Source organism: Nitrosomonas eutropha (assembly GCF_003201195.1).
Classification (GTDB): Bacteria; Pseudomonadota; Gammaproteobacteria; order Burkholderiales; family Nitrosomonadaceae; genus Nitrosomonas; species Nitrosomonas eutropha.
On the sequence record NZ_QICQ01000039.1, the window covers coordinates 1 to 19,272 of the forward strand.

The 19,272-nt window shown below is 49.2% G+C and carries 17 protein-coding genes, 1 other RNA gene and 4 pseudogenes; 16 read left to right on the forward strand and 6 right to left on the reverse strand.

The window, feature by feature from the left end; all coding sequences use genetic code 11:
• The 13 genes and pseudogenes from C8R14_RS11655 to C8R14_RS11710 all read left to right on the forward strand — a co-directional run.
• A pseudogene (locus C8R14_RS11655) lies at positions 1–84 on the forward strand (IS5/IS1182 family transposase); the annotation flags it as partial.
• A 161-nt stretch (positions 85–245) separates the two neighbouring features.
• Positions 246–830 carry a polysaccharide deacetylase family protein gene (locus tag C8R14_RS13815; protein WP_204987551.1) on the forward strand — a complete coding sequence of 195 codons (585 nt, stop codon included), beginning with the start codon at positions 246–248 and terminating at the stop codon, positions 828–830.
• On the forward strand, positions 791–1,231 hold the full coding sequence (locus tag C8R14_RS13820; protein ID WP_204987550.1) for a polysaccharide deacetylase family protein: 441 nt from the start codon (positions 791–793) through the stop codon (positions 1,229–1,231). Before C8R14_RS13815 ends, C8R14_RS13820 begins: the two co-directional genes overlap by 40 nt.
• A gap of 2 nt (positions 1,232–1,233) precedes the next feature.
• Entirely contained in the window at positions 1,234–2,541 is a 1,308-nt protein-coding gene (locus C8R14_RS11665; protein WP_011635006.1) for a glycosyltransferase family 4 protein, read from the forward strand.
• A 32-nt stretch (positions 2,542–2,573) separates the two neighbouring features.
• Positions 2,574–3,659, forward strand: a complete 1,086-nt coding sequence (locus C8R14_RS11670) for a CgeB family protein (protein WP_011635005.1) — start codon at positions 2,574–2,576, stop codon at positions 3,657–3,659.
• A gap of 7 nt (positions 3,660–3,666) precedes the next feature.
• The gene (locus C8R14_RS11675; RefSeq protein ID WP_110332625.1) at positions 3,667–5,139 is read left to right on the forward strand and encodes a glycosyltransferase; all 1,473 of its coding nucleotides are present in this window, start codon (positions 3,667–3,669) and stop codon (positions 5,137–5,139) included.
• On the forward strand, positions 5,140–5,958 hold the full coding sequence (locus tag C8R14_RS11680; RefSeq protein ID WP_011635003.1) for an SDR family NAD(P)-dependent oxidoreductase: 819 nt from the start codon (positions 5,140–5,142) through the stop codon (positions 5,956–5,958).
• A gap of 418 nt (positions 5,959–6,376) precedes the next feature.
• Positions 6,377–7,476: pseudogene (locus tag C8R14_RS11685) on the forward strand (LTA synthase family protein).
• A 180-nt stretch (positions 7,477–7,656) separates the two neighbouring features.
• Positions 7,657–7,836, forward strand: a non-coding RNA gene (gene ssrS, locus C8R14_RS11690) — 6S RNA.
• A gap of 45 nt (positions 7,837–7,881) precedes the next feature.
• The gene (locus C8R14_RS11695) at positions 7,882–8,337 is read left to right on the forward strand and encodes an EVE domain-containing protein (protein WP_011635002.1); all 456 of its coding nucleotides are present in this window, start codon (positions 7,882–7,884) and stop codon (positions 8,335–8,337) included.
• Positions 8,338–8,414: 77 nt separating this feature from the next.
• Positions 8,415–9,215, forward strand: a complete 801-nt coding sequence (locus tag C8R14_RS11700; RefSeq protein ID WP_011635001.1) for a sulfite exporter TauE/SafE family protein — start codon at positions 8,415–8,417, stop codon at positions 9,213–9,215.
• A gap of 34 nt (positions 9,216–9,249) precedes the next feature.
• Complete coding sequence (locus C8R14_RS11705) at positions 9,250–10,596, forward strand: DUF3422 family protein (protein ID WP_011635000.1); 1,347 nt, start codon at positions 9,250–9,252, stop codon at positions 10,594–10,596.
• Between the two features lie 26 nt (positions 10,597–10,622).
• On the forward strand, positions 10,623–12,080 hold the full coding sequence (locus C8R14_RS11710; protein ID WP_011634999.1) for a catalase: 1,458 nt from the start codon (positions 10,623–10,625) through the stop codon (positions 12,078–12,080).
• Between the two features lie 46 nt (positions 12,081–12,126).
• On the opposite strand, the gene C8R14_RS11715 is transcribed toward C8R14_RS11710, so the two are convergent.
• Genes C8R14_RS11715 through C8R14_RS11730 form a run of 4 tightly spaced genes read right to left on the reverse strand, consistent with a single transcriptional unit; the run spans position 12,127 to position 15,072 of the window.
• The gene (locus tag C8R14_RS11715) at positions 12,127–12,501 is read right to left on the reverse strand and encodes a YidH family protein (protein WP_011634998.1); all 375 of its coding nucleotides are present in this window, start codon (positions 12,499–12,501) and stop codon (positions 12,127–12,129) included.
• 49 nt (positions 12,502–12,550) lie between these two features.
• The gene (locus C8R14_RS11720; protein ID WP_011634997.1) at positions 12,551–13,252 is read right to left on the reverse strand and encodes an RNA ligase family protein; all 702 of its coding nucleotides are present in this window, start codon (positions 13,250–13,252) and stop codon (positions 12,551–12,553) included.
• Between the two features lie 2 nt (positions 13,253–13,254).
• Positions 13,255–13,785: a hypothetical protein gene (locus C8R14_RS11725; protein ID WP_011634996.1), complete on the reverse strand. Its 531-nt coding sequence runs from the start codon at positions 13,783–13,785 to the stop codon at positions 13,255–13,257.
• A 3-nt stretch (positions 13,786–13,788) separates the two neighbouring features.
• Positions 13,789–15,072: an AAA family ATPase gene (locus tag C8R14_RS11730; protein ID WP_011634995.1), complete on the reverse strand. Its 1,284-nt coding sequence runs from the start codon at positions 15,070–15,072 to the stop codon at positions 13,789–13,791.
• A 167-nt stretch (positions 15,073–15,239) separates the two neighbouring features.
• Here C8R14_RS11730 and C8R14_RS11735 point away from each other — a divergent pair, with 167 nt between their 5' ends.
• A complete protein-coding gene (locus tag C8R14_RS11735) occupies positions 15,240–15,896 on the forward strand; it encodes an epoxyqueuosine reductase QueH (RefSeq protein WP_011634994.1) in 657 nt (218 codons plus the stop codon).
• 105 nt (positions 15,897–16,001) lie between these two features.
• Here the strand turns inward: C8R14_RS11735 and C8R14_RS11740 are convergent.
• A pseudogene (locus tag C8R14_RS11740) lies at positions 16,002–16,178 on the reverse strand (IS5/IS1182 family transposase); the annotation flags it as partial.
• A 503-nt stretch (positions 16,179–16,681) separates the two neighbouring features.
• Between C8R14_RS11740 and C8R14_RS13390 the strand changes: the two are divergent.
• On the forward strand, positions 16,682–16,861 hold the full coding sequence (locus C8R14_RS13390; protein WP_143032857.1) for a hypothetical protein: 180 nt from the start codon (positions 16,682–16,684) through the stop codon (positions 16,859–16,861).
• A 53-nt stretch (positions 16,862–16,914) separates the two neighbouring features.
• Positions 16,915–19,020, forward strand: coding sequence for a TonB-dependent siderophore receptor (locus tag C8R14_RS11745; protein ID WP_011634993.1), 2,106 nt, complete (start codon positions 16,915–16,917; stop codon positions 19,018–19,020).
• Here the strand turns inward: C8R14_RS11745 and C8R14_RS14205 are convergent.
• Positions 18,967–19,272 (reverse strand): annotated as a pseudogene (locus tag C8R14_RS14205) (hypothetical protein); the annotation flags it as partial. The gene C8R14_RS11745 and the pseudogene C8R14_RS14205 sit on opposite strands and share 54 nt — an antisense overlap.

Here is a 19,272-nt window from a genome sequence, read left to right on the forward strand (position 1 = left end):
TGGAAGAACTGTGAGCGCTTACTCAACACCAGCTTGCAGTTTATTCACCTGGCCTTCCTGGCCCTTCTACTCAAAAGACTTTGAACAGGTTCTCAGAACTGAGTGGTGAAGGAGCATCTTATCGGGAAAGAAAACGCCGTCACCTGGCCTGGCGGTATCGGGATGCTTTAGTAGTACCAGTAGCTGCGGGGTTATTGAATCCGCAGGAATGGCAGGAAATACTACATTTGAATTTTGGATAATGAATGCTTGGTAAAAATCGCTATCTGATGCTGACGGTGGATACGGAGGCTCTTCCCAGGCGAGCTTCGCAGGATCACGTCAAACGGTTGATGTGGGGTGAGCATGAGAATGGTACGGCAGGGATCCGTGAAATGGCGGCCATCGGTGATGAATTCGGTGCTAAACATATCTATTTCGTAGATTTGTGTGGGGCCTATTCCTATCTGGGCGAAACTCTGGAGGTGGTTCGTTGGCTGGATGCGATGGGGCAGGATGTGCAGCTGCATACGCATCCGGAATACTTGCCCAAGAGTTTCTGGGATGAGTATGGCTATGACAGCAAACCCCAGTACATGAATCAGTACCGGGATGATGCACGCGCGGAATTCGTGATACAGCATTTTGGGGGGCTGATTTTTCCAAGATTACCAGCAAGCCTGTACTGGCTCACCGGGCTGGTTCTTTTCGCTGGAATGCTCATGCAATCCGCGCCTTACACTCGGCGGGTATCCCGTTGTCCTTTAATAACTCCATGTGTGCTGTACGTGCTGGACAGTGTGTGTATAGCGTGCCGACCAATCAGCCATTTGCCTGGTCCAATGGTGTGATTGAAATTCCCATGACGGAGAAGGCCATTTTCCCCAAGGTGGGCAAGGATCAGTGGTGGGCGCGCTTGACGTACCCCGAATCCAGCTATTTTCATTTCAGCCCTTGGTGGGGGCGGTTATTGTTCAATATGTTCAGTAATAACCCGGATTTTGCTGTGTTGCTATTACATTCCTGGTCTTTATTGTATTGGGATGAAAATGGTCACGGGGTGTACAAGGATGATGCGCGCATTGAAGGGTACCGCAAACTATTGAAACGATTGAGTAAGGACTACGAAATTATCACTACGGCAGACTTTCTGGATTTGTATGCGCGTGGGATAATCACGACACCTGATGAGGTGGATTTGTCTTTAGCAGAATGGCTGCCGCCGCTATCTGTAAAAAAGAAAGCTGGTTAGGCATGACGCCAAACTTGTTGCAATCCTGTGTTGTTGAGCCCTGGTTGGCATTCAGTCGGCAAGTAACTTGTCGCTCCCTTGGTTGGCGGTTACATGCGGCGGCAGCCCGGCCGAATTATGCAGCGGAGCAAGGTAGTCTATTGTATGTTGCTGCCAGTGCCAGGCCTTATCACATCAGCGGTTATACCACCCGTACCCACGAGGTGATGCGTGCGCTGCGTGATGTTGGTGTTCGGGTCCATGCATACACAAGGCCAGGTTATCCGTGGGATCGTAAGGATCGTCTGTGTGATGCGATGGGCAATGAGATAGTGATAGACGATATACGTTATGGCCATGCAACAACCCCCGCGAATAATCGACCCGTGCTGCTGTACGCTCTGCAAGGTGCAAAAACAGTGGTAAAACTGGCCAGGCAGCATCGGGTGGCTGTGATTCATGCTGCCTCCAATCATGTCAGTGCTTTGCCGGCATTACTGGCTGCCCGGCAATTGGGTATTCCCTTTCACTACGAAATGCGCGGATTGTGGGAGCTGACTCGTATATCACGCCAACCTGATTTTAAGGGTTCGCAGGCTTATCGGCAGGGATTGGCACTGGAGGAGCTGGTGGCCTGTCATGCGGATCAGCTTTTTGTTATTTCAGAGCAACTTGGCCACTATGTTCAGAAAAACTGGGATGTTTCACCGGAGCGAATCAGGTTGTTACCTAATTGTGTGGATCCGAAAAAATTTCAGATGGCTGATCCGGTATTGGTGGAGCCGGATACGATTGGTTATGCCGGTTCGTTGATCGGCTATGAGGGCCTGGATATCTTGCTGGAAGCCACAGCCGATCTGCTGAAACAGGGTAGAGCGATCCAGGTGCGCATCGCTGGCGATGGTGAGGCGCGCCAGGATCTGGAAGTGCTGGCGCAACGCTTGAGACTGAGACAGCAGGTGCAATTTCTTGGTCGTATGTCACCCGATAAAGTAAGGGAGATGATTGCCCGCTGTGCCTTGGTCTGTATCCCGCGCAAACCTTACGAGGTGTGTGAAATCGTGCCACCGATCAAGCTGGTGGAAGCGCTGGCCATGGGTAAACCGGTGATTGTGCCGGATTTGCCGGTATTTCGGGATGAAATGGGGGCTGATCTGACGGGTTGGTTTTTCCGATCGGGTGATGTAAAAGATTTGGCGCGAGTGATCCATGAAGCCTTGGCCCGGCCGGATCACTTGAAAAAATTGGGTGTGCGAGCGCGTGACTACGCTGTATCGCAGCGCAACTGGGAGAGATTTATGCCTCTCATTGTTGCATCGCTACCGAGGTGATTGTTGTTGAATAACTTCAGGATTGAAGCATCATGATTGGCCGTGTCATTCGCGGGATTGGTTCGCTTTATTACAATCATCCGGTGGCGCCAGAGGATGCTGAACTGGAGGGGCCTTTCGCAAAACTCAAGATTGCGCTGGTAGCAGATCATTTCACGACAGACTGTCTCTCCGTGGAATGCCGGGTGATGAGTCTGACGCCATCAAATTATCAGGAAATACTTGATACCTGGCAGCCTGATCTGGTGTTTGTAGAATCCGCCTTTCATGGTGCGAAGGGTAGCTGGCGTTATGAGTTGGCAAAGCAGCCGCGTTGGTTGCGATTGAAACAGCCACAAGCTATTTTTAAACTGGTGGAACATGCCCGTTCCCGGGGTATCCCTACGGTATTCTGGAACAAGGATGATGGTGCTTTCTTCGATGCCTTCATCCATGTGGCCAGTGCGTTTGATTTTGTGTTTACAACAGATGAAGCATGCCTTGCGCGCTATCGCCGTGCATTGCCGGCGGGGGTGCCCGTAAATGTACTGATGATGCCGTATCAGCCACGCCTCCATGCTTTCGATGGTTTTCATTTTAATCATCATACAGCGTGTTTTATGGGTAGTTATTACCGTCGTATCCTGAATGAGCGCCGCCGTTTTCTGGACATGATGTTCGGTGCAACAGAGCAAGCCGGGATGAAGATGCATATATTCGATCGTAATCATGGCCGGTTATCAAGTTTTATGGAATTCCGTTTTCCAAGGTATAAACATCTGGAGCTGCATCCTCATGTGATTCATAGTGAGACAGCCCGTGTTTATAAGAGCCATGTGATCTCGCTGAATGTGAATTCAGTAACCGGTTCAGATACCATGGTGTCGCGCCGCCTGCTGGAGATTCTGGCTTGTGGTGGAATTGCAGTCACCAACCCCAGTGGATCGATTGATCGGTATTTTCGCGATTTTTGTCATGTAGTCAGTACGCTGGAACAGGCATGTGAGCTGTTTACACGTCTGCGCCATGGCCCATCGACAGATGACATGGCGCGTGCGGAAGCAGGTGCACGCTATGTACGCAAACATCATACCTGGGCGCATCGGCTGGGTGAGCTTGGCAGTGTCGTGAAGTTTTAGGATGCTGATGCTGACTGTGCTTTCCTATGCAGCCCAGGCTGTTTTCTTTCTGGTGGTGGTTTGTTTTATCTTGTATGTACTGCTGGAATTGCGCGTACTGGGGATTTCACGTCGGGTTGAGCGTCACAAACTGACGGAGCTGGTTTCCCAATTACCTGGTATGTTGGCATTGCCCGTCTGGCCACGGGTCAGCGTGCTGCTGCCTATCTACAATGAAGCAGCAGTGATAGTGCGTCTGATTGATGCAGTTTGTCGGCTGCAATATCCAACTTCCTCTCTTGAAATTCTGGTGCTGGATGATTCAACAGATAATACTTCAACGCTTGCCCAGGCACGGATTGACTATCATGCGGATTTAGGAGTTTCGATTCGTTACGTCCGGCGTGCGAGCAATGAGGGCTACAAGGCAGGCAATCTGCTCAATGGTATTCGCCAGTCATCCGGTGAGTTTTATGTAATTTTTGATGCTGATTTTATACCCCAGGAAGATTTTCTGCTCAGGACTGTTCCTTATTTTCAGGATCCACAGTTGGGGTTTTTGCAAACCGGGATCGGCTATGAAAATCGTGACGCTTCTTTTTTGACCCGCTTTCAGGCCATGGAAATGGGGCACCAGCAGTATGTTACGGTGGGTTTGAGCGAAGATGGAGACATGGCTTCTCTTTCCGGCAGTTCCTGTGTGTGGCGCAGAGCCTGTGTTGAATCCCTGGGAGGATGGAATGCATCCACAGTGACCGAGGATGTGGATTTAGGCTATCGGGCTCAGTTTGGAAACTGGAAATATGCTTATATGCGTGACGTGGTGTCAATGTCGGTGTTGCCTGAAACGACCAGTGCCTTCCGGGTTCAGCGGAAGCGCTGGGGCAGGGGATTGATTCACAGCGCTTTCAAGCACGCGCGGCAGATGTTCCGGCAACGTATGCCATTGATGCAACGTTTGCATGCGATCGCCATGATGTTTTCATCACTGTTGCTGGCATCCATTTATATATTGCTGCTGTTGTGTTTACCACTGAGTTATCTGGTTGATTTTGAAGGATTGGGAATCCATTGGGTAGCTTGGCTTTTTTTTGGTTTTGTAGCGATATGGGGGCTGAATAATGTATTTGCCGCACGTAAGGGAGCTCACATTGGGGAACAACGGGGTATTTTGCGCACTTTGTGGGAAACCTATCTTTACGTTGCTATGTTTTTGCCCATGGCGTGGTATTACTTTGCTGGTGGAATGCGTGCGTTGTTTGGAGTGCATGGTGATTTTCATCGTACGCTCAAGGGGGGAAGCAAAAAAAGTGTTATCAGACCACCCGTCCATAAAATTTTGTGGATGGGAGATGGGTTTTCATTTGGTTATTCTGCAATAACTTTGTGGGTGGCAATCCAGAAGGCAAATTACTTTCTGATTCCGATCAGCGTGACGGCTTGTCTGGGTTTTGGCATGATGCTGGTTGGTTTTTGGCAAGAAGAACGTTCAATCAAATAAATGACTGAGATTAAAAATGATACCGGGATGCCGCAGGAATTCAGGAGAACAATTAACCTGGAGCAGTGTGATAAACGGGTATTGATTACGGGAGCGACCAGTGCAATTGGCGCTGCTCTGGCACAGACCTATGCTCGCCCTGGTGTTGTTTTGTATCTGCACGGCCGCCGACAGGATCGTCTGATTCAGGTTGCAGCTGATTGCGCCGCATGTGGTGCCCAGGTGATTACGCAATCACTGGATTTGTGTGATTTGTCAGCTTTGCATGACTGGCTGAAGAATCTGGGTGCACTGGATGTGGTGATCATTAATGCTGGCATGAATACGCATGTTGGCAGCCAAGGCGAACCCGAACCTTGGGGTGAGGTGGAAGCTTTGCTAGATGTGAATCTGAAAGCTTCCATGCTGATTGCTCAATCTGTTTTGCCTGCGATGCGGGAGCGTGGTACGGGTCAGATCGCGTTCATGAGCTCCCTGGCGGGATATTTCGGGTTGCCCATGATCCCTGCCTACAGCGCCAGCAAGGCGGGCATCAAGGCTTATGGAGAAGCGTTGCGTGGCTGGTTGTCCCCCGAGGGTATTCATATCAATGTCATTATGCCCGGATATGTGGAATCCTCCATGTGCGATGCCATGCCGGGGCCTAAACCCTGGGTATGGTCACCGCAACAGGCGGCTTTGGCAATTCAGCGTGGGCTGGCGCGTGACCAGGCACGCATCAGCTTCCCGTTTCCATTGAACTGGGGTACCTGGTGGCTGGCCGTGCTGCCGGCAGCGTTATCGCACCGGATTGTACGCTGGCTGGGCTATGGTGCCTGAGTCGGAATTTATTTCGATATTAGCGGCTTTGCTGACGGGCCTGATGTTGTCGGTGGGGATAGAACAATTCATGATACCCCGTCCGCCATTGCGGCGACACTGGGCTGCCTGGGCATTACATGGCGGCTTGTGGTTATTGGCTTATGCTCTGATAGTTTTGCTGCTGGGGCGCCCCTGGTTTTCAGCGGCGGTGGTATCGGCATTCCTGCTGATGCTGGTACTGGTGAACAATGCCAAGGTTAATGCACTGTATGAGCCTTTTGTTTTCCAGGATTACGAATATTTCACTGATGCGATTCGTCACCCGCGTCTCTATATCCCGTTTCTGGGCTGGGGCAAGTTTCTCGGTTCAGCTACTGGTTTTGTTCTGGCCGTGGCTATCGGATTCTGGGGTGAATCAACCCCGGCTCAGCGATGGATGTTGTCCGGGCAATTGGGGGCAATTGTTGTAATTTTTTTTCTTGGCTTGTTGCTCTTGCTGGCGGGAAGGCAGAAGAAACTTCCGGTCAGCTTTAATCCGGAGCGGGATGTCTGTGCACTGGGTCTGCTGGCAAGTCTTTGGCGTTATGCTGAAGAGGAGCGCGCACCTTTGGCTGCGGTATCTCCTTTTGGTTTTCATGTGCACAGAAAATCCGATAATGACTTGCCGCATCTGGTAGCAGTTCAGAGCGAATCTTTCTTTGATCCGAGGTCACTTTATCCGGGAATTTTTTCTGGAATGCTTGCCGAATTTGATCGCCTTAAGGGTGATGCTGTGGCCTATGGAAAATTGAAGGTTCCCGCCTGGGGAGCCAATACGGTACGTACCGAGTTTGCCTTTCTTTCCGGAATTGGCGATGACAAGCTGGGCGTTCATCGTTTTAACCCTTATCGAGCGATTGCGGCTGCCAGTGATGTGTCATCACTGGCAGCATATCTGAAATGTCTGGGTTATCGCACAATTTGTATACATCCTTATCCGGCAAGTTTTTATCGGCGCAATCGAGTGTATCCGGCCTGGATTTTGACGAATTTATGGATATACGTACCTTTGACAGGATGCAGCGCTATGGCCCTTATATTAGCGACGCTGCCGTGACTGCAAAGATCATGGATGTGCTGACAAAGGCTCGGGAGCCGGTGTTCATTTTTGCCATCACTATGGAAAATCATGGACCACTACATCTTGAGCGCGTGGCGCCTTCCGATATCAACGAGTTGTATTCCGTGCCGCCGCCACCTGGTTGCGACGATTTGACGATCTACCTGCGCCATATACGTAACGCTGATCGAATGGTCGCCGACTTGCGCCGAGGGTTAGAACAATGCGAGCGCCCGGCTAGTTTGTGTTGGTATGGCGATCATGTCCCAATCATGCCCGTTGTATATAAAATCTTCGGCAAACCTGGCCGAGATGTGGAGTACGTATGCTGGAGCAACCAGCACAAGATGCAATCCCGGCACCATAATCTTGATGCAAATGATTTGGCGGTGCATTGGCTTCGGGCAATTGACCTTATCAAATCCGATCATCACTGATCTGATAATTTTCAATTTATGTTTTTCACTGCTATCTGTAGATAAGGTGGAAGAAGCATGATTTTGACATGCCGGGATTTAAGCGTAAAATCAAGTTATTGAAGTTTAATTGTACGGGATGGACAAATTCTGAAAACAAAATTAAATGATTTGTTTATACCGGAGCAGTTGCAACAAGTTTATTCCCTGCGGTGTTTGTTAAGGCTTGCGTTCTTTGAACCAATTCTTTGTATCTGGCTGCTAGCCAATGGTTGCTGTTGTGCGCACTCTGTTTACAGAGCGCGCCTGATGCGGCCGGCGGGCGGCCACTCTTGAACCTGTGGTTCAAGATAGCAGCCTGACGGCACTCGCGGGGATCCTCTTAGTCAGAAGTTTTGATTCTCTTTAAGTTTTATCTGTAAAAGCATGCGTTTCTGGCTGATGAAATCCGAACCATCGGAAATGAGTATCGATGGATTAGCTGCGAGACCGGAACAAACCGTTGCCTGGGATGGCGTACGCAATTATCAGGCACGTAATTTCATGCGTAACCAGATGCAGGTGGGTGATCTGGTTCTTTTCTATCACTCAAGCTGCCCCGAGCCGGGGATTGCTGGTGTTGCGGAAGTTTCCCGGCTTGCCTGCCCTGATGAAACACAGTTCGATCCCGTCAGTAAATATTTCGATCCGAAAGCTACACGCGAAAATCCGCGCTGGTTCAATGTTGAAATCCGGTTTGTCAGAAAAACCCGGCTGCTTTCCCTAAAAGAGTTAAGAAGCTACCCTGAACTGGCAGGGATGCGCATCCTGCAAAAGGGCAATCGGCTGTCCATTACCCCTGTTGATCCGGCGGAATGGAAGTTCATCGAGGCAAAGCTGTGAGCAGTGATGCTGCCGTATATTTGCCTGTTCCCAACATTTCTAGGCTTGCTTAAAACTACCGACGAGGTATCCCTGGCATGGAAGCATGGCTGGTTTACCTGCTGACAGGTGGAATAGTCGGTTTTCTTGCCGGGTTGCTGGGTATTGGCGGTGGCCTGGTGATGGTGCCGGTGCTGGCTTCCATTTTCATATCTTTGGGCTTCCCGGATGACCGTGTTTTGCACATGGCGCTGGGAACGACAACAGCAATTATTACCCTGACCTCAATTTCCAGTTTGCGTGCACATCATGCCCATGGTGCAGTGAACTGGTGGGTTGTGTGCTACATTTCTCCCGGAATTGTCGCTGGCGCACTGGCCGGTTCAACTTTAGCCAGCCATCTTTCAAGCCAAATATTGAGTATTATTCTCGTCTTGTTTATCAGTTTTGCAGCCACACGGATGTGGTTTAACCTCAAACCAGGAAAAAATTATACGTTGCCGGGAAAAATCGGCATGTTTGCTGCAGGCGGTGTAATTGGCGCAATATCCGGCCTGGTGTCTATCGGGGGCGGGATGCTGACGGTACCTTTTCTTGTGGCTTGTCAGATAAGGTTACATCATGCCATTGGAACGGCTGCTGCAGTCGGGTTTCCAGTAGCGTTAGCCAGTGCGGCAGGTTATGCTGCCAATGGTTTGTTGCAAAATAAGCAACTGCCGGATTATTCATTAGGATATATTTATCTGCCCGCGCTGATTATAGTGGCGCTGACGAGTATAGTAACTGCGCCGCTGGGAGCCAGAACAGCATATATTCTTCCGGCAGCATCACTCCGGAAAATTTTTGCAGGTCTGCTTTATTTGCTGGGGGTTAAACTTTTACTGGATTTCTGGAATTAACAGATTTTCAATCATCAGAAAATTTTTTCAGATTATGACTGATACTTTGTTGAAAAGCGGGCTAACGGATATTCCGGAATATTTCGAGCGGAAGATGCTGCATGATGAACTGAATGCAGATGTCTATGAGCTGGTTAATATTCCGTTGCAGCTTTCTCATCTGGTCTTGCTCTCTGATAGGCAGTGGGTGAACAGGGAGCGCGGGCTGGTTATTGAGTTGTGCAAACATTTCGATATCCGGATTCTCAATGGCGCTTTTGATCAATTAAGTGTTGAGTTGGGTGATTTTCATCTGCGCTGGGAACGGCATACAGAATACTCTACCTATACGTTCTACAGGGAAGGCCCGTTTGATGAGCCCTTTGCCCAGCCAGCCATTGCGTATGTTCCGCAGGAATGGCTGGCGAAATTACCTGGAGAATTGCTGGTTGCAACGCATATTGTGTTGGAAGATCGCAGGCGCCCCGGCCGCAGTATGAGTGAACTGGCTACCTTGTTTTCATCCAATACCGTCATCGGCTCTAAAGTCTCGGCAGGCAGCGCCAGTGTCTGGAGTGATAACCAGATCCATCCGGACGGGTTTACCCGTTTTCTGGTGCACGATGATAACTTGCGCAGTCGCCAGGTTGGCAGGCTGGTACAGCGGTTGCTGGAGATTGAAACTTATCGCATGCTTACCATCTTGCCATTGTCCATGACGCGCGAAATTATTCCTCAGTTGGAGCAATACGGAGACCAGCTGATAGAGTTGATGACGACCAACGCCACACCCAATTCGATTGAGGATGAACAGCAGTCGTTGGTGAAGCTGACTGCGCTGGCCACAGAAATCGAAAGAATATCAGCTCAATCCAGTCATCGTTTCAGTGCATCACATACCTATCACATCATCATGCAGCAGCGGATTACCGAGCTGCGTGAGGAACGAATTGAAGGCCTGCAAATGCTGTATGAATTCAGAAAGCAGCGGGTCACCTCTGCCATGAGCACCTTTGATCTGGTGCGATCTAAACTTGATACGCTGTCATTGCGTGTGGAGCGGGCCACTTCCATGCTGCGTACACGGGTGGATATTTCGATGGAATCACAGATTCGTGATTTGCTCAAATCGATGGATGCCCGGGCCTACCTGCAACTGCGGCTGCAGGAAACTGTGGAAGGGCTGTCAGTGGTTGTGTTGAGCTACTATCTGCTCGGCATCACGGGATATGGTCTGCGAGCCGCCAAAGCAGCAGGATTGGATATTGACATAGAGCTGATGACCGGTATTGCGATTCCAATTGTCTTGACAATCGTGTTTTTTGCTATCCGGAGATTTCGCCGGATAGTGAGTAAATCTACCACAAGATCTGCTTCCAGTAGCAGAAAAAAAGGTGCCTGATGTAAAACTTACGGAAGGAGAGAAAAATGGATGATAGCAAAAGGAAATTGACGACCAGTGCCGGTGCACCGGTGCCGGATAATCAGAATGTCATGACTGCCGGGCCGCGTGGCCCGATGTTACTGCAGGATGTCTGGTTTCTGGAAAAACTTGCGCATTTTGATCGTGAAGTGATTCCCGAGCGCCGGATGCATGCCAAGGGCTCCGGTGCTTACGGCACCTTCACCGTGACACACGATATTACCCGTTACACGCAGGCAAAAATCTTTTCGCAAATCGGTAAAAAAACTGAATTGTTCGTCCGCTTTTCCACGGTGGCGGGGGAGCGTGGCGCTGCTGATGCAGAGCGGGATATTCGCGGCTTTGCCATCAAGTTCTATACTGAAGAAGGCAATTGGGATTTAGTGGGGAACAATACACCAGTATTTTTTCTGCGTGATCCGCTGAAGTTTCCGGATCTCAACCATGCCGTGAAACGGGATCCTCGTACTAATCTGCGCAGTGCACGCAATAACTGGGATTTTTGGACATTACTGCCGGAAGCTCTGCACCAGATTACCATTGTCATGAGCGATCGCGGTATTCCTACAACGTATCGGCATATGCATGGTTTTGGCAGCCATACTTTCAGCTTCCTCAATGCCCAGCGAGAACGATACTGGGTGAAGTTTCATTTCAGAACACAGCAGGGTATCAAGAATCTGACTGATGCCGAGGCGGAAACACTGATTGGCGAGGATCGGGAAAGTCATCAGCGTGATCTGTACGAAAGCATTGAACGCGGCGAATTTCCACGCTGGACCTTATTTGTGCAAATCATGCCGGAAAGTGATGTGGCCGATCTTTCTTATAACCCGTTTGATCTGACCAAAGTCTGGCCACACAAGGATTACCCATTGATTGAGGTTGGTGTGATGGAGTTGAATCGTAATCCGGAAAATTATTTTGCCGAAGTTGAACAAGCGGCATTCAATCCGGCGAATGTCATACCAGGAATCAGTTTTTCACCAGACAAAATGTTGCAGGGACGACTGTTTTCCTATGGTGATGCGCAGCGCTATCGCTTGGGTGTCAATCATCACCAGATTCCGGTCAATGCACCACGTTGCCCTTTTCATAACTACCATCGTGATGGCACTATGCGCGTTGATGGTAATCACGACAGTACGCTGGGATATGAACCGAACAGTTATCAGGAGTGGCAGCAACAGCCCGGGTATGCAGAACCCCCTCTGGCACTAGAAGGCTCAGCCGCTCACTGGAATCATCGTGAGGATGGAGATTATTATACCCAGCCGGGTAATCTGTTCCGGCTCATGAGCCCCGCGCAACAGCAGATACTGTTCGACAATACTGCGCGTGCTATCGGTGAAGCCTCCCGTGAAAGCCAGCTCCGGCATATTATCCATTGTCTGAATGCAGATAGAGCTTATGCTGAAGGAGTTGCCAGGGCGTTGGAAATTCCAATGGGTGAAGTGGGGTAGATCTGAAATAGATTTACGATTGGCGCTGCGAGGATGCTCGTGCTGCTCAATATAAATGCCACAGCCAGAGCGCCAATGCCAGTATCAGTCCGAGTAGGGCGACTGCCAGATTCACCAGAAGCCCCCATTTCGCCGTATAACCCGGCGGGAACTCATCCGGCGTAAGCGTTTGAAGGACAATTGCATACTGGCGGGCAGCATGGGCGGAGGTAATTGCACCCAGAACAATGAAAGCCAGGCCCAGCCATAACATACCTGTCAGCTGGCCTGGGCTGATAATTCCTGGTGAAATGGCGAGCGTAAGCTTGCCTGCGCGTTCCACCACGAAACCAAACGCAATCAGTGACAGGCTGGTACGGTTCCAGGCAAGTAAAGTGCGCTCAGCAGCAAATAATACTCTTGGGTCTTTCAGATTTGACATGATTTTCTCCCCGGTAGCTTGATTCTGTTACCGGTTATCACATAGCTATTCATGATGTGTATTTCGCTGATCCGGTATTCACCAGGTTCCATTCGATTGCCCGGCTGCGCCAGTGATCTTCGATTGTCTGGACAAATTCCCGGTTGACCAGTTTGGCCCGGTTTTCACACCAAAGGGGCGAATCACAGCGAATGACAATACCTTCAACTTTACCGTTACGGTAGCGGCTTTCTGCATCATTCAGTAATTGAATCAGCTGATCGAGTGTTACTTTTGTGCGTTTCAGCAATGGCACAGTAGTGAGATTCAACTGTCGAGCCAATTGATTGCGTCGTTCAACGCTCCAGAATTTTCCTGCTTCTCGATCATAAACATCAAACAGCAGGAACCAGTCCGACAGCTTGTTGTAATCGAGTGAATGCCGGGCCGCACACCATTCCCCAAACAGGATCAGTTTCGGTGTCAGAGTTTGTCTGAGAGCTTCTCCATGCTGACCAAGCCAGCTGTTCAGACGAGAAAATTGGCCGGTGAAAGGTTGTGGCAGATATTGACCTCGGTTTTGCGCGCGCAGCTCACCATGTTCATCCAGAGAAATACCCAGATTAGCACCATCCAGTTTTTCCTCAATCAGCACTTCATCCTGCAGCAGCATGGCAATTTCGGAATCGGATAACAGCTTGTCATCCCTCGGCTGGCCTTTTCCCAACCAAAGCAGGTGAGGGGTATTAGGGAAACGGAAGAATTCGGTCATGGTTATCTCCCATTGGCCTTTTCCGCGTGTTTGGCGCGAGACCAGTCTTCAATGATAGGTTCCAGTGATAACCCCGCTTGTAGCAATGCTTGTTCCCAGTCATGCCAATCGGTATCACCGGCGAAGGCGATAGCGCTTTCTCCATAGTGCTTCATAGCTTCCAGTGCGGCGGCGACCATTTTTCGATCGGCCAGATCGTGTACCACTAAATCCAGCGGTGCTTGTAATATGGCATGGCCGTCAGCATCGTATTGAATCTCCACATTATCCACGGCCAAAGTGCTCCATTTATGGATGACAACCTGAATCCCGTAATCGTTGAATCCGAGCTTGTTGTCATATTCTTCCTTGATCTTTCCGGCTGAATCCAGCACCAGCCTTGCCGGGCTATTTTCAAATTCAACTAGCCATTGCCATACCTGGAACTGCAGTGCGGGGTCTTCCGGTGTTGTGTCGATATCTTTCGGCATAACGGGATTCACCACACTGGCAAGGATCAAGACATTGGTATCGACCACATATCGTTGCTTCACTGATTAATTTTGTTCTTGCTGGCGGGCAAGCATTAGCCGGGCTTGTTCGCGTGTTTCGCCCAGTGCGTCGCCAAAGAAGTGTTGTGGCCAATTGTTTACTCGGCCAAATTCATCCACTTTCAGTTTCCGTAATATTGCGTTATCTGCCACTCTTTCCACAAACAACATGGCAATCTGTTCTGCCGATGTTTCTTTCCGTGCAATCAGTGTTTGCATTCGACGAAACAGATGTTCTGAGTGTGTTTCCACGATGAATTGAATATGGCGTGACCGACTCAGCCTTACAAAGAATTCTGCTAGCACCGATTGTGCCAGCGGGTGCAGGTGGACTTCAGGCTCTTCCAGAATCACGGTGCTACCTGGAGGTGCAAAATAACCTGCAGTCAGCACAGGCAGGATTAGCGGGATGCCAATGCCGACATCGCGCAGATTGGCGGCAATGCCATCCTTATGCACTATAATTTCGTAACGGGACGAACGGCCAAGCTGTTTGATGGTCAGTTTTTCTGCCACTTTCATCCGTGCCAGCCAGTAAGAAATCCCATCCAGAATTTCATTCTGTTTCCCATCTTTGCTCAATGCACCGGACAGTAGGACATCGATAGTGCGATGGCCATCACTTTCAATTTGGCCGGGCGTGGTTTTGTTCCAGACGTAATCCCGTTCTGGTTTGCGCCGGAACGGGCCAAGATAGCAGATATTTTCCAGCTCACGCCGGATGACAAGGCTCAGATCTTCAGCGATAGCACCATTGCTGCCTAGTGTGGCGATCGCCTCAGCAGGAAGTGCAATGGAGCGTTCAGGTGCGAGATTCTTGTCTTTAGCGCATGGCCGGGTTTCATCAGCAATAAAGATGGCATAGTTTTCTTTTTCCTTCCGTACCGCACGAAAACGGTGCGCGCCGGTGGAGAGTGCCAGTTCTTGAATGGCGGCGGCACCCACTGCAGTTTGTCGATAGCTGCAGGAAAATCGCCCTTCGTTTACCCGTGACTGTTCATATGCCTCAAAAGCAAATGTAATTGAAAATTCGCGTGGAGATTGTGTGCCACGTTTCAATACATCATCGAAGCTGCCAAAATTAAACAAATCATTAGTTTCATCGCCCCCCAGGTTGAGGTGAACCGAGCGATCCGGGGACTGCACCGTTTGCTTCAATAGCAGCAGACTCTGAATAAGTGAAGATTTTCCGGATGAATTGGTGCCCAGTAATACAGTCACCGGTTTTAGTGCGATCGTTCCGGTGTCTTCCCAGGCTTTGAAATTGATTAACCTTAAAGAAGTGAACATAGATTGGATTTATTTCCTGTCGTCATATTCTGTTGATTCTATCGGATCCTGCAAAGCCTGTTTATGGTACTGTTTTTGAAGTTTATAAAACCGTCGAGTGATTCAGTAAAGTATTAGCCGGGTCTATAATGCAACAATTGAATAACAGCGTACAGGTGAATTGAAAAATGGAACGTAGAAAACTGGAATTGCCGGAAAACGGTAAAAAATTGCTGCTGCATTCCTGCTGTGCACCCTGTTCGGGTGAGGTGATGGAGGCCATCATGGCTTCCGGGATTGATTTTTCCATCTTTTTTTATAATCCAAACATCCATCCGCGCAAAGAATACGATTTACGCAAGGATGAGAATATCCGTTTTGCGGAAGAGCATAGCATCCCGTTTATCGATGTTGATTACGACAGGGATGAGTGGTTCAAGCGGGCAAAAGGTATGGAAATGGAACCGGAGCGGGGCATCCGCTGCACTATGTGTTTTGACATGCGGTTTGTACGCACAGCGCTGTATGCCTATGAAAATGGATTTGATGTTATTTCCAGTTCACTGGGTATTTCCCGCTGGAAGAATATGGAGCAGATTAACGACAGCGGCGTAAGGGCCGCTGCGCAGTATCCCGGCGTTACCTACTGGACTTATAACTGGCGCAAGCAAGGAGGCTCCGCACGCATGCTGGAAATTAGTAAACGGGAGAAATTTTACATGCAGGAATACTGTGGCTGTGCTTATTCACTGCGCGATACTAATAGCTGGCGGGAAAAAAATGGCAGGGAACGCATCCGGATCGGAGAGAAATATTATGGGGACACGGCTAAACCGGGTGAATAGATTTGTATTCTGGGTCGAGATGACGAAAGATTTCTTATGTGCTCACTCTATACGTTGATATCTCAGCAATCGTTCTTTGTAAGAACCTGTTTATGCTCTTCTGGGCTATAGCGTTAAAAGTGCCGGGTGGATAAATTGCAGGCTGGTATTGAGTTTGTGCTCGCAGCGCTTCCATAATTGCCGGCATTTTCCCAGCCATTAAAAAGTTCGTTTCATAATCCAACGCTTGGGAATGGCCGCAAAAGTGTGCAGTTCATTTCTCCTGGCGATCTGCGCCGTGATCACCTCATCACCCAACCTTCTCACACTTCCTGAGACTTTGAACAGATTCTTAAAACAACTTGGGATAATTCAATACGGGTAACTGATAAAAACTTGTATTATTGTATTTTAATAAATACAATAAGAATCATTCTTACTATTGATTGCAAAAACTACTGCTGGTAAGTAATAGCCTATCTGCCAGACGGTTAATTTATGAGAGCGATACATTTATTTCTCTTCGCTGGCAGCAGAGGTCTGAATGGTTTTCCAGGTATTCTTCCGCATTAACAATTCTATAGCTCGCCAGCCCGTCTTGGGCAAGCCAGCTAACTTTTACCCGATATATCGGGAATATTGGCTATGAGCAATATCAATTATAGTATTCCAAGTATCGTTGCGTCCCAACTGGATTGCGCAGTGCTGTCGCGAAGTGGCGGATATTCTGCTTCGCGTGAACCTGACTCATATGGCGCAAGAAGCAACATACTCATCACCACACCAAGGCTATTTGGTCAATCCGCATGAAATCGTACGTTGCGCCAGGAGCGGAGAGTTATATCCGTCGAAAACCACTCATCACCGGTTCCCATTTGCAACATATCGGTGTCGATGTTACAGGGCGAGACAATCATATCTGCTTTGTCTGTACCCGCCATGTGTTTAATCCCCAACATGAAACCATGTACGGCAACAACTGGTAAGCAATATTTAGACTATGAATAAGGATTTAACGTGAAGAGAGCTATTGGTAATTATGAAAATTAATTTATGCTCAGTAATCGCTGCATCTTTATTGATATTCTGGATTCAGCTGGCGGAAGCTGAAACTGAAACTGAAGCCGATCAAGCTGAGGCAGGACAAAAACTCCCCGCTGTAACGGTGACTGGCGAACGGATAGGAAGTTTCAACTCCGATTTTGTCCAGGTTGGAACATTTCGGGATATGGCACCAATCGATGTACCACAGACCAGTAATGTGATCACACGAGAAGTGCTTGACGCACAGGCCACAACCGGCATATTTGGTGCATTACGTAATACGGCGGGGGTTACACGTTCGCAATTAAACGGTTCGACTTACGACAATATTGCGATTCGCGGCATTCTTGTGGAAAACCGCAGTAATTATCGGCTCAACGGATCTTTGCCGATCATTAACCTGATTGATATCCCGATGGAGAACAAGGAGCGTGTTGAAGTACTCAAAGGCGCTTCATCACTATATTATGGTTTCGTCCCACCATCCGGTATCGTCAACCTGGTAACTAAACGCGCGAGTAAGGATCCTGTTTCAAACGTTTCGTTGATGGTGAATATGTATGGTGGCGCCAATTCGCATATTGATCTGGGGCGGCGCTTCGGCAGCGAACAACAGTTCGGGGCACGCATCAATCTTCTTGCCGGGCGCGAGGATATCGGCATCCGCAACTTTTCCGGTCACCGCGCCCTTGTTTCGGGCGCTTTTGACTGGCGGGTCACGGATAAACTTTCCCTTAAATTGGATGTAGAGCATTACCGTAAGGAGGTTTCTGAACAGGCAGCAATTCGAGCTCCTGCAGCAATCAACGGCGTCATAACCTTACCACCTGTTCCGGATGCCCGCCGTAATCTCGCCGGAGAATGGCAAAAGTATGATGCCGAGGCAACCAACCTGCTGCTTCGTGCAGATTACGCCATAAGCGACAATTGGGGATTACTGTTCGAGATCGGCAGGGCGGAAACCAGGCGGGATCGTAACTTCTCCCAGTTTCAGGATTACAATCTTGTTACCGGCGCGGGTACCTTGCGTACCTTCTTCAACCGTGGCCAAAATTGGGATAATCAGAACATTCGCACCGAAGTATTTGGACGATTTCCTGGTCAATTCATTACCCATGAGGTTTCTGTGGGGTTTACCGGCAACGAACGTAGACAGAATCCTCGCACTTCATCCACATTCGATACCGCGCAGAATCTATACAATCCCATTGATATTGCACATCAATCTCCTACCACTCCATTTAGTGCAAACCGATCAAAAATAACGGATCTGGGCGTGTATATATCTGATCGGATCTTGATTGGTAGCAAGTTGCAAATCATGCTGGGGGCACGCGGTAGTTTCTATAAGAGTGTTGCCAAGACTACTCATTATAAGGCCGACAGGATTAATCCGTCGTTATCCTTGATGTATAAGCCCATTCCCAACGTATCAATGTACGCAAGCTATATTGAAGGCGTAGAGGAAAGCGGACAAGCACCCGCCAATCGCGCCAATAACGGGGAAATCCTGGCGCCAGCAGTATCAAAGCAAAAGGAAGTGGGTGTCAAGGCACTTGTCGCGCAAGGTATATTGCTCCAAGTTGCATACTTTGACATCAAACGCGCTTCGACAACCGTAGATGCGGCCAATCGTTTCGTTCTTAACGGCATGGCCCAATACAGCGGCTTTGAGTTATCAGCCTCTGGCGAGGTGACGAAACAATTGTCGCTCATCGGATCCGCGCTGTTTATGGAATCGGAACAATTGAACAAAGCCAATGCCGAGACATTTGGCAAAATACCGGATAACACACCGAAACGTACTGCCAGCCTCTTCGCAGAATACCGTCCGACCAGCATACCTGGATTAGCGCTCAGCAGTGGCGTGTATTACGTAGGGAGGCGGCCCGTGAACAGTGCCAATCAGGCCTTTGTAGATGATTATGCAATACTTTCCCTGGGCGCACGTTACACGACCCGCATTGCAGGCAAGCGCGCCACGGTTCAGGCAGTCGTGGATAACGTAACCAACAGTAATTATTGGAGTACTGCAGGTAACGGATTACTAGGCGTTGGCGCACCTGTTATGTTCAAAATTGTGTCTCGGGTCGAATTCTGATTGCCAGGCGCAAGAGAGTGTATTCAGGAGACCAGACAAAATGTACCCATCGGCATCTAAGCTGTTTAGTCCCACGGTGTGCTGGAATGGATCAAAGATAAAACGATCTGGCTCATTTTTCCAGATTTTGCAGATGTATTCATAGGGTGTTAGGCCTTTGAGAGCTTTTAGTCTTTTGGCGAAGTTATAAGCCATCACAAAGCGATGGAGATGGGCCTTCAACTGATCGTGTGAGTCGTAATAATACCGTTT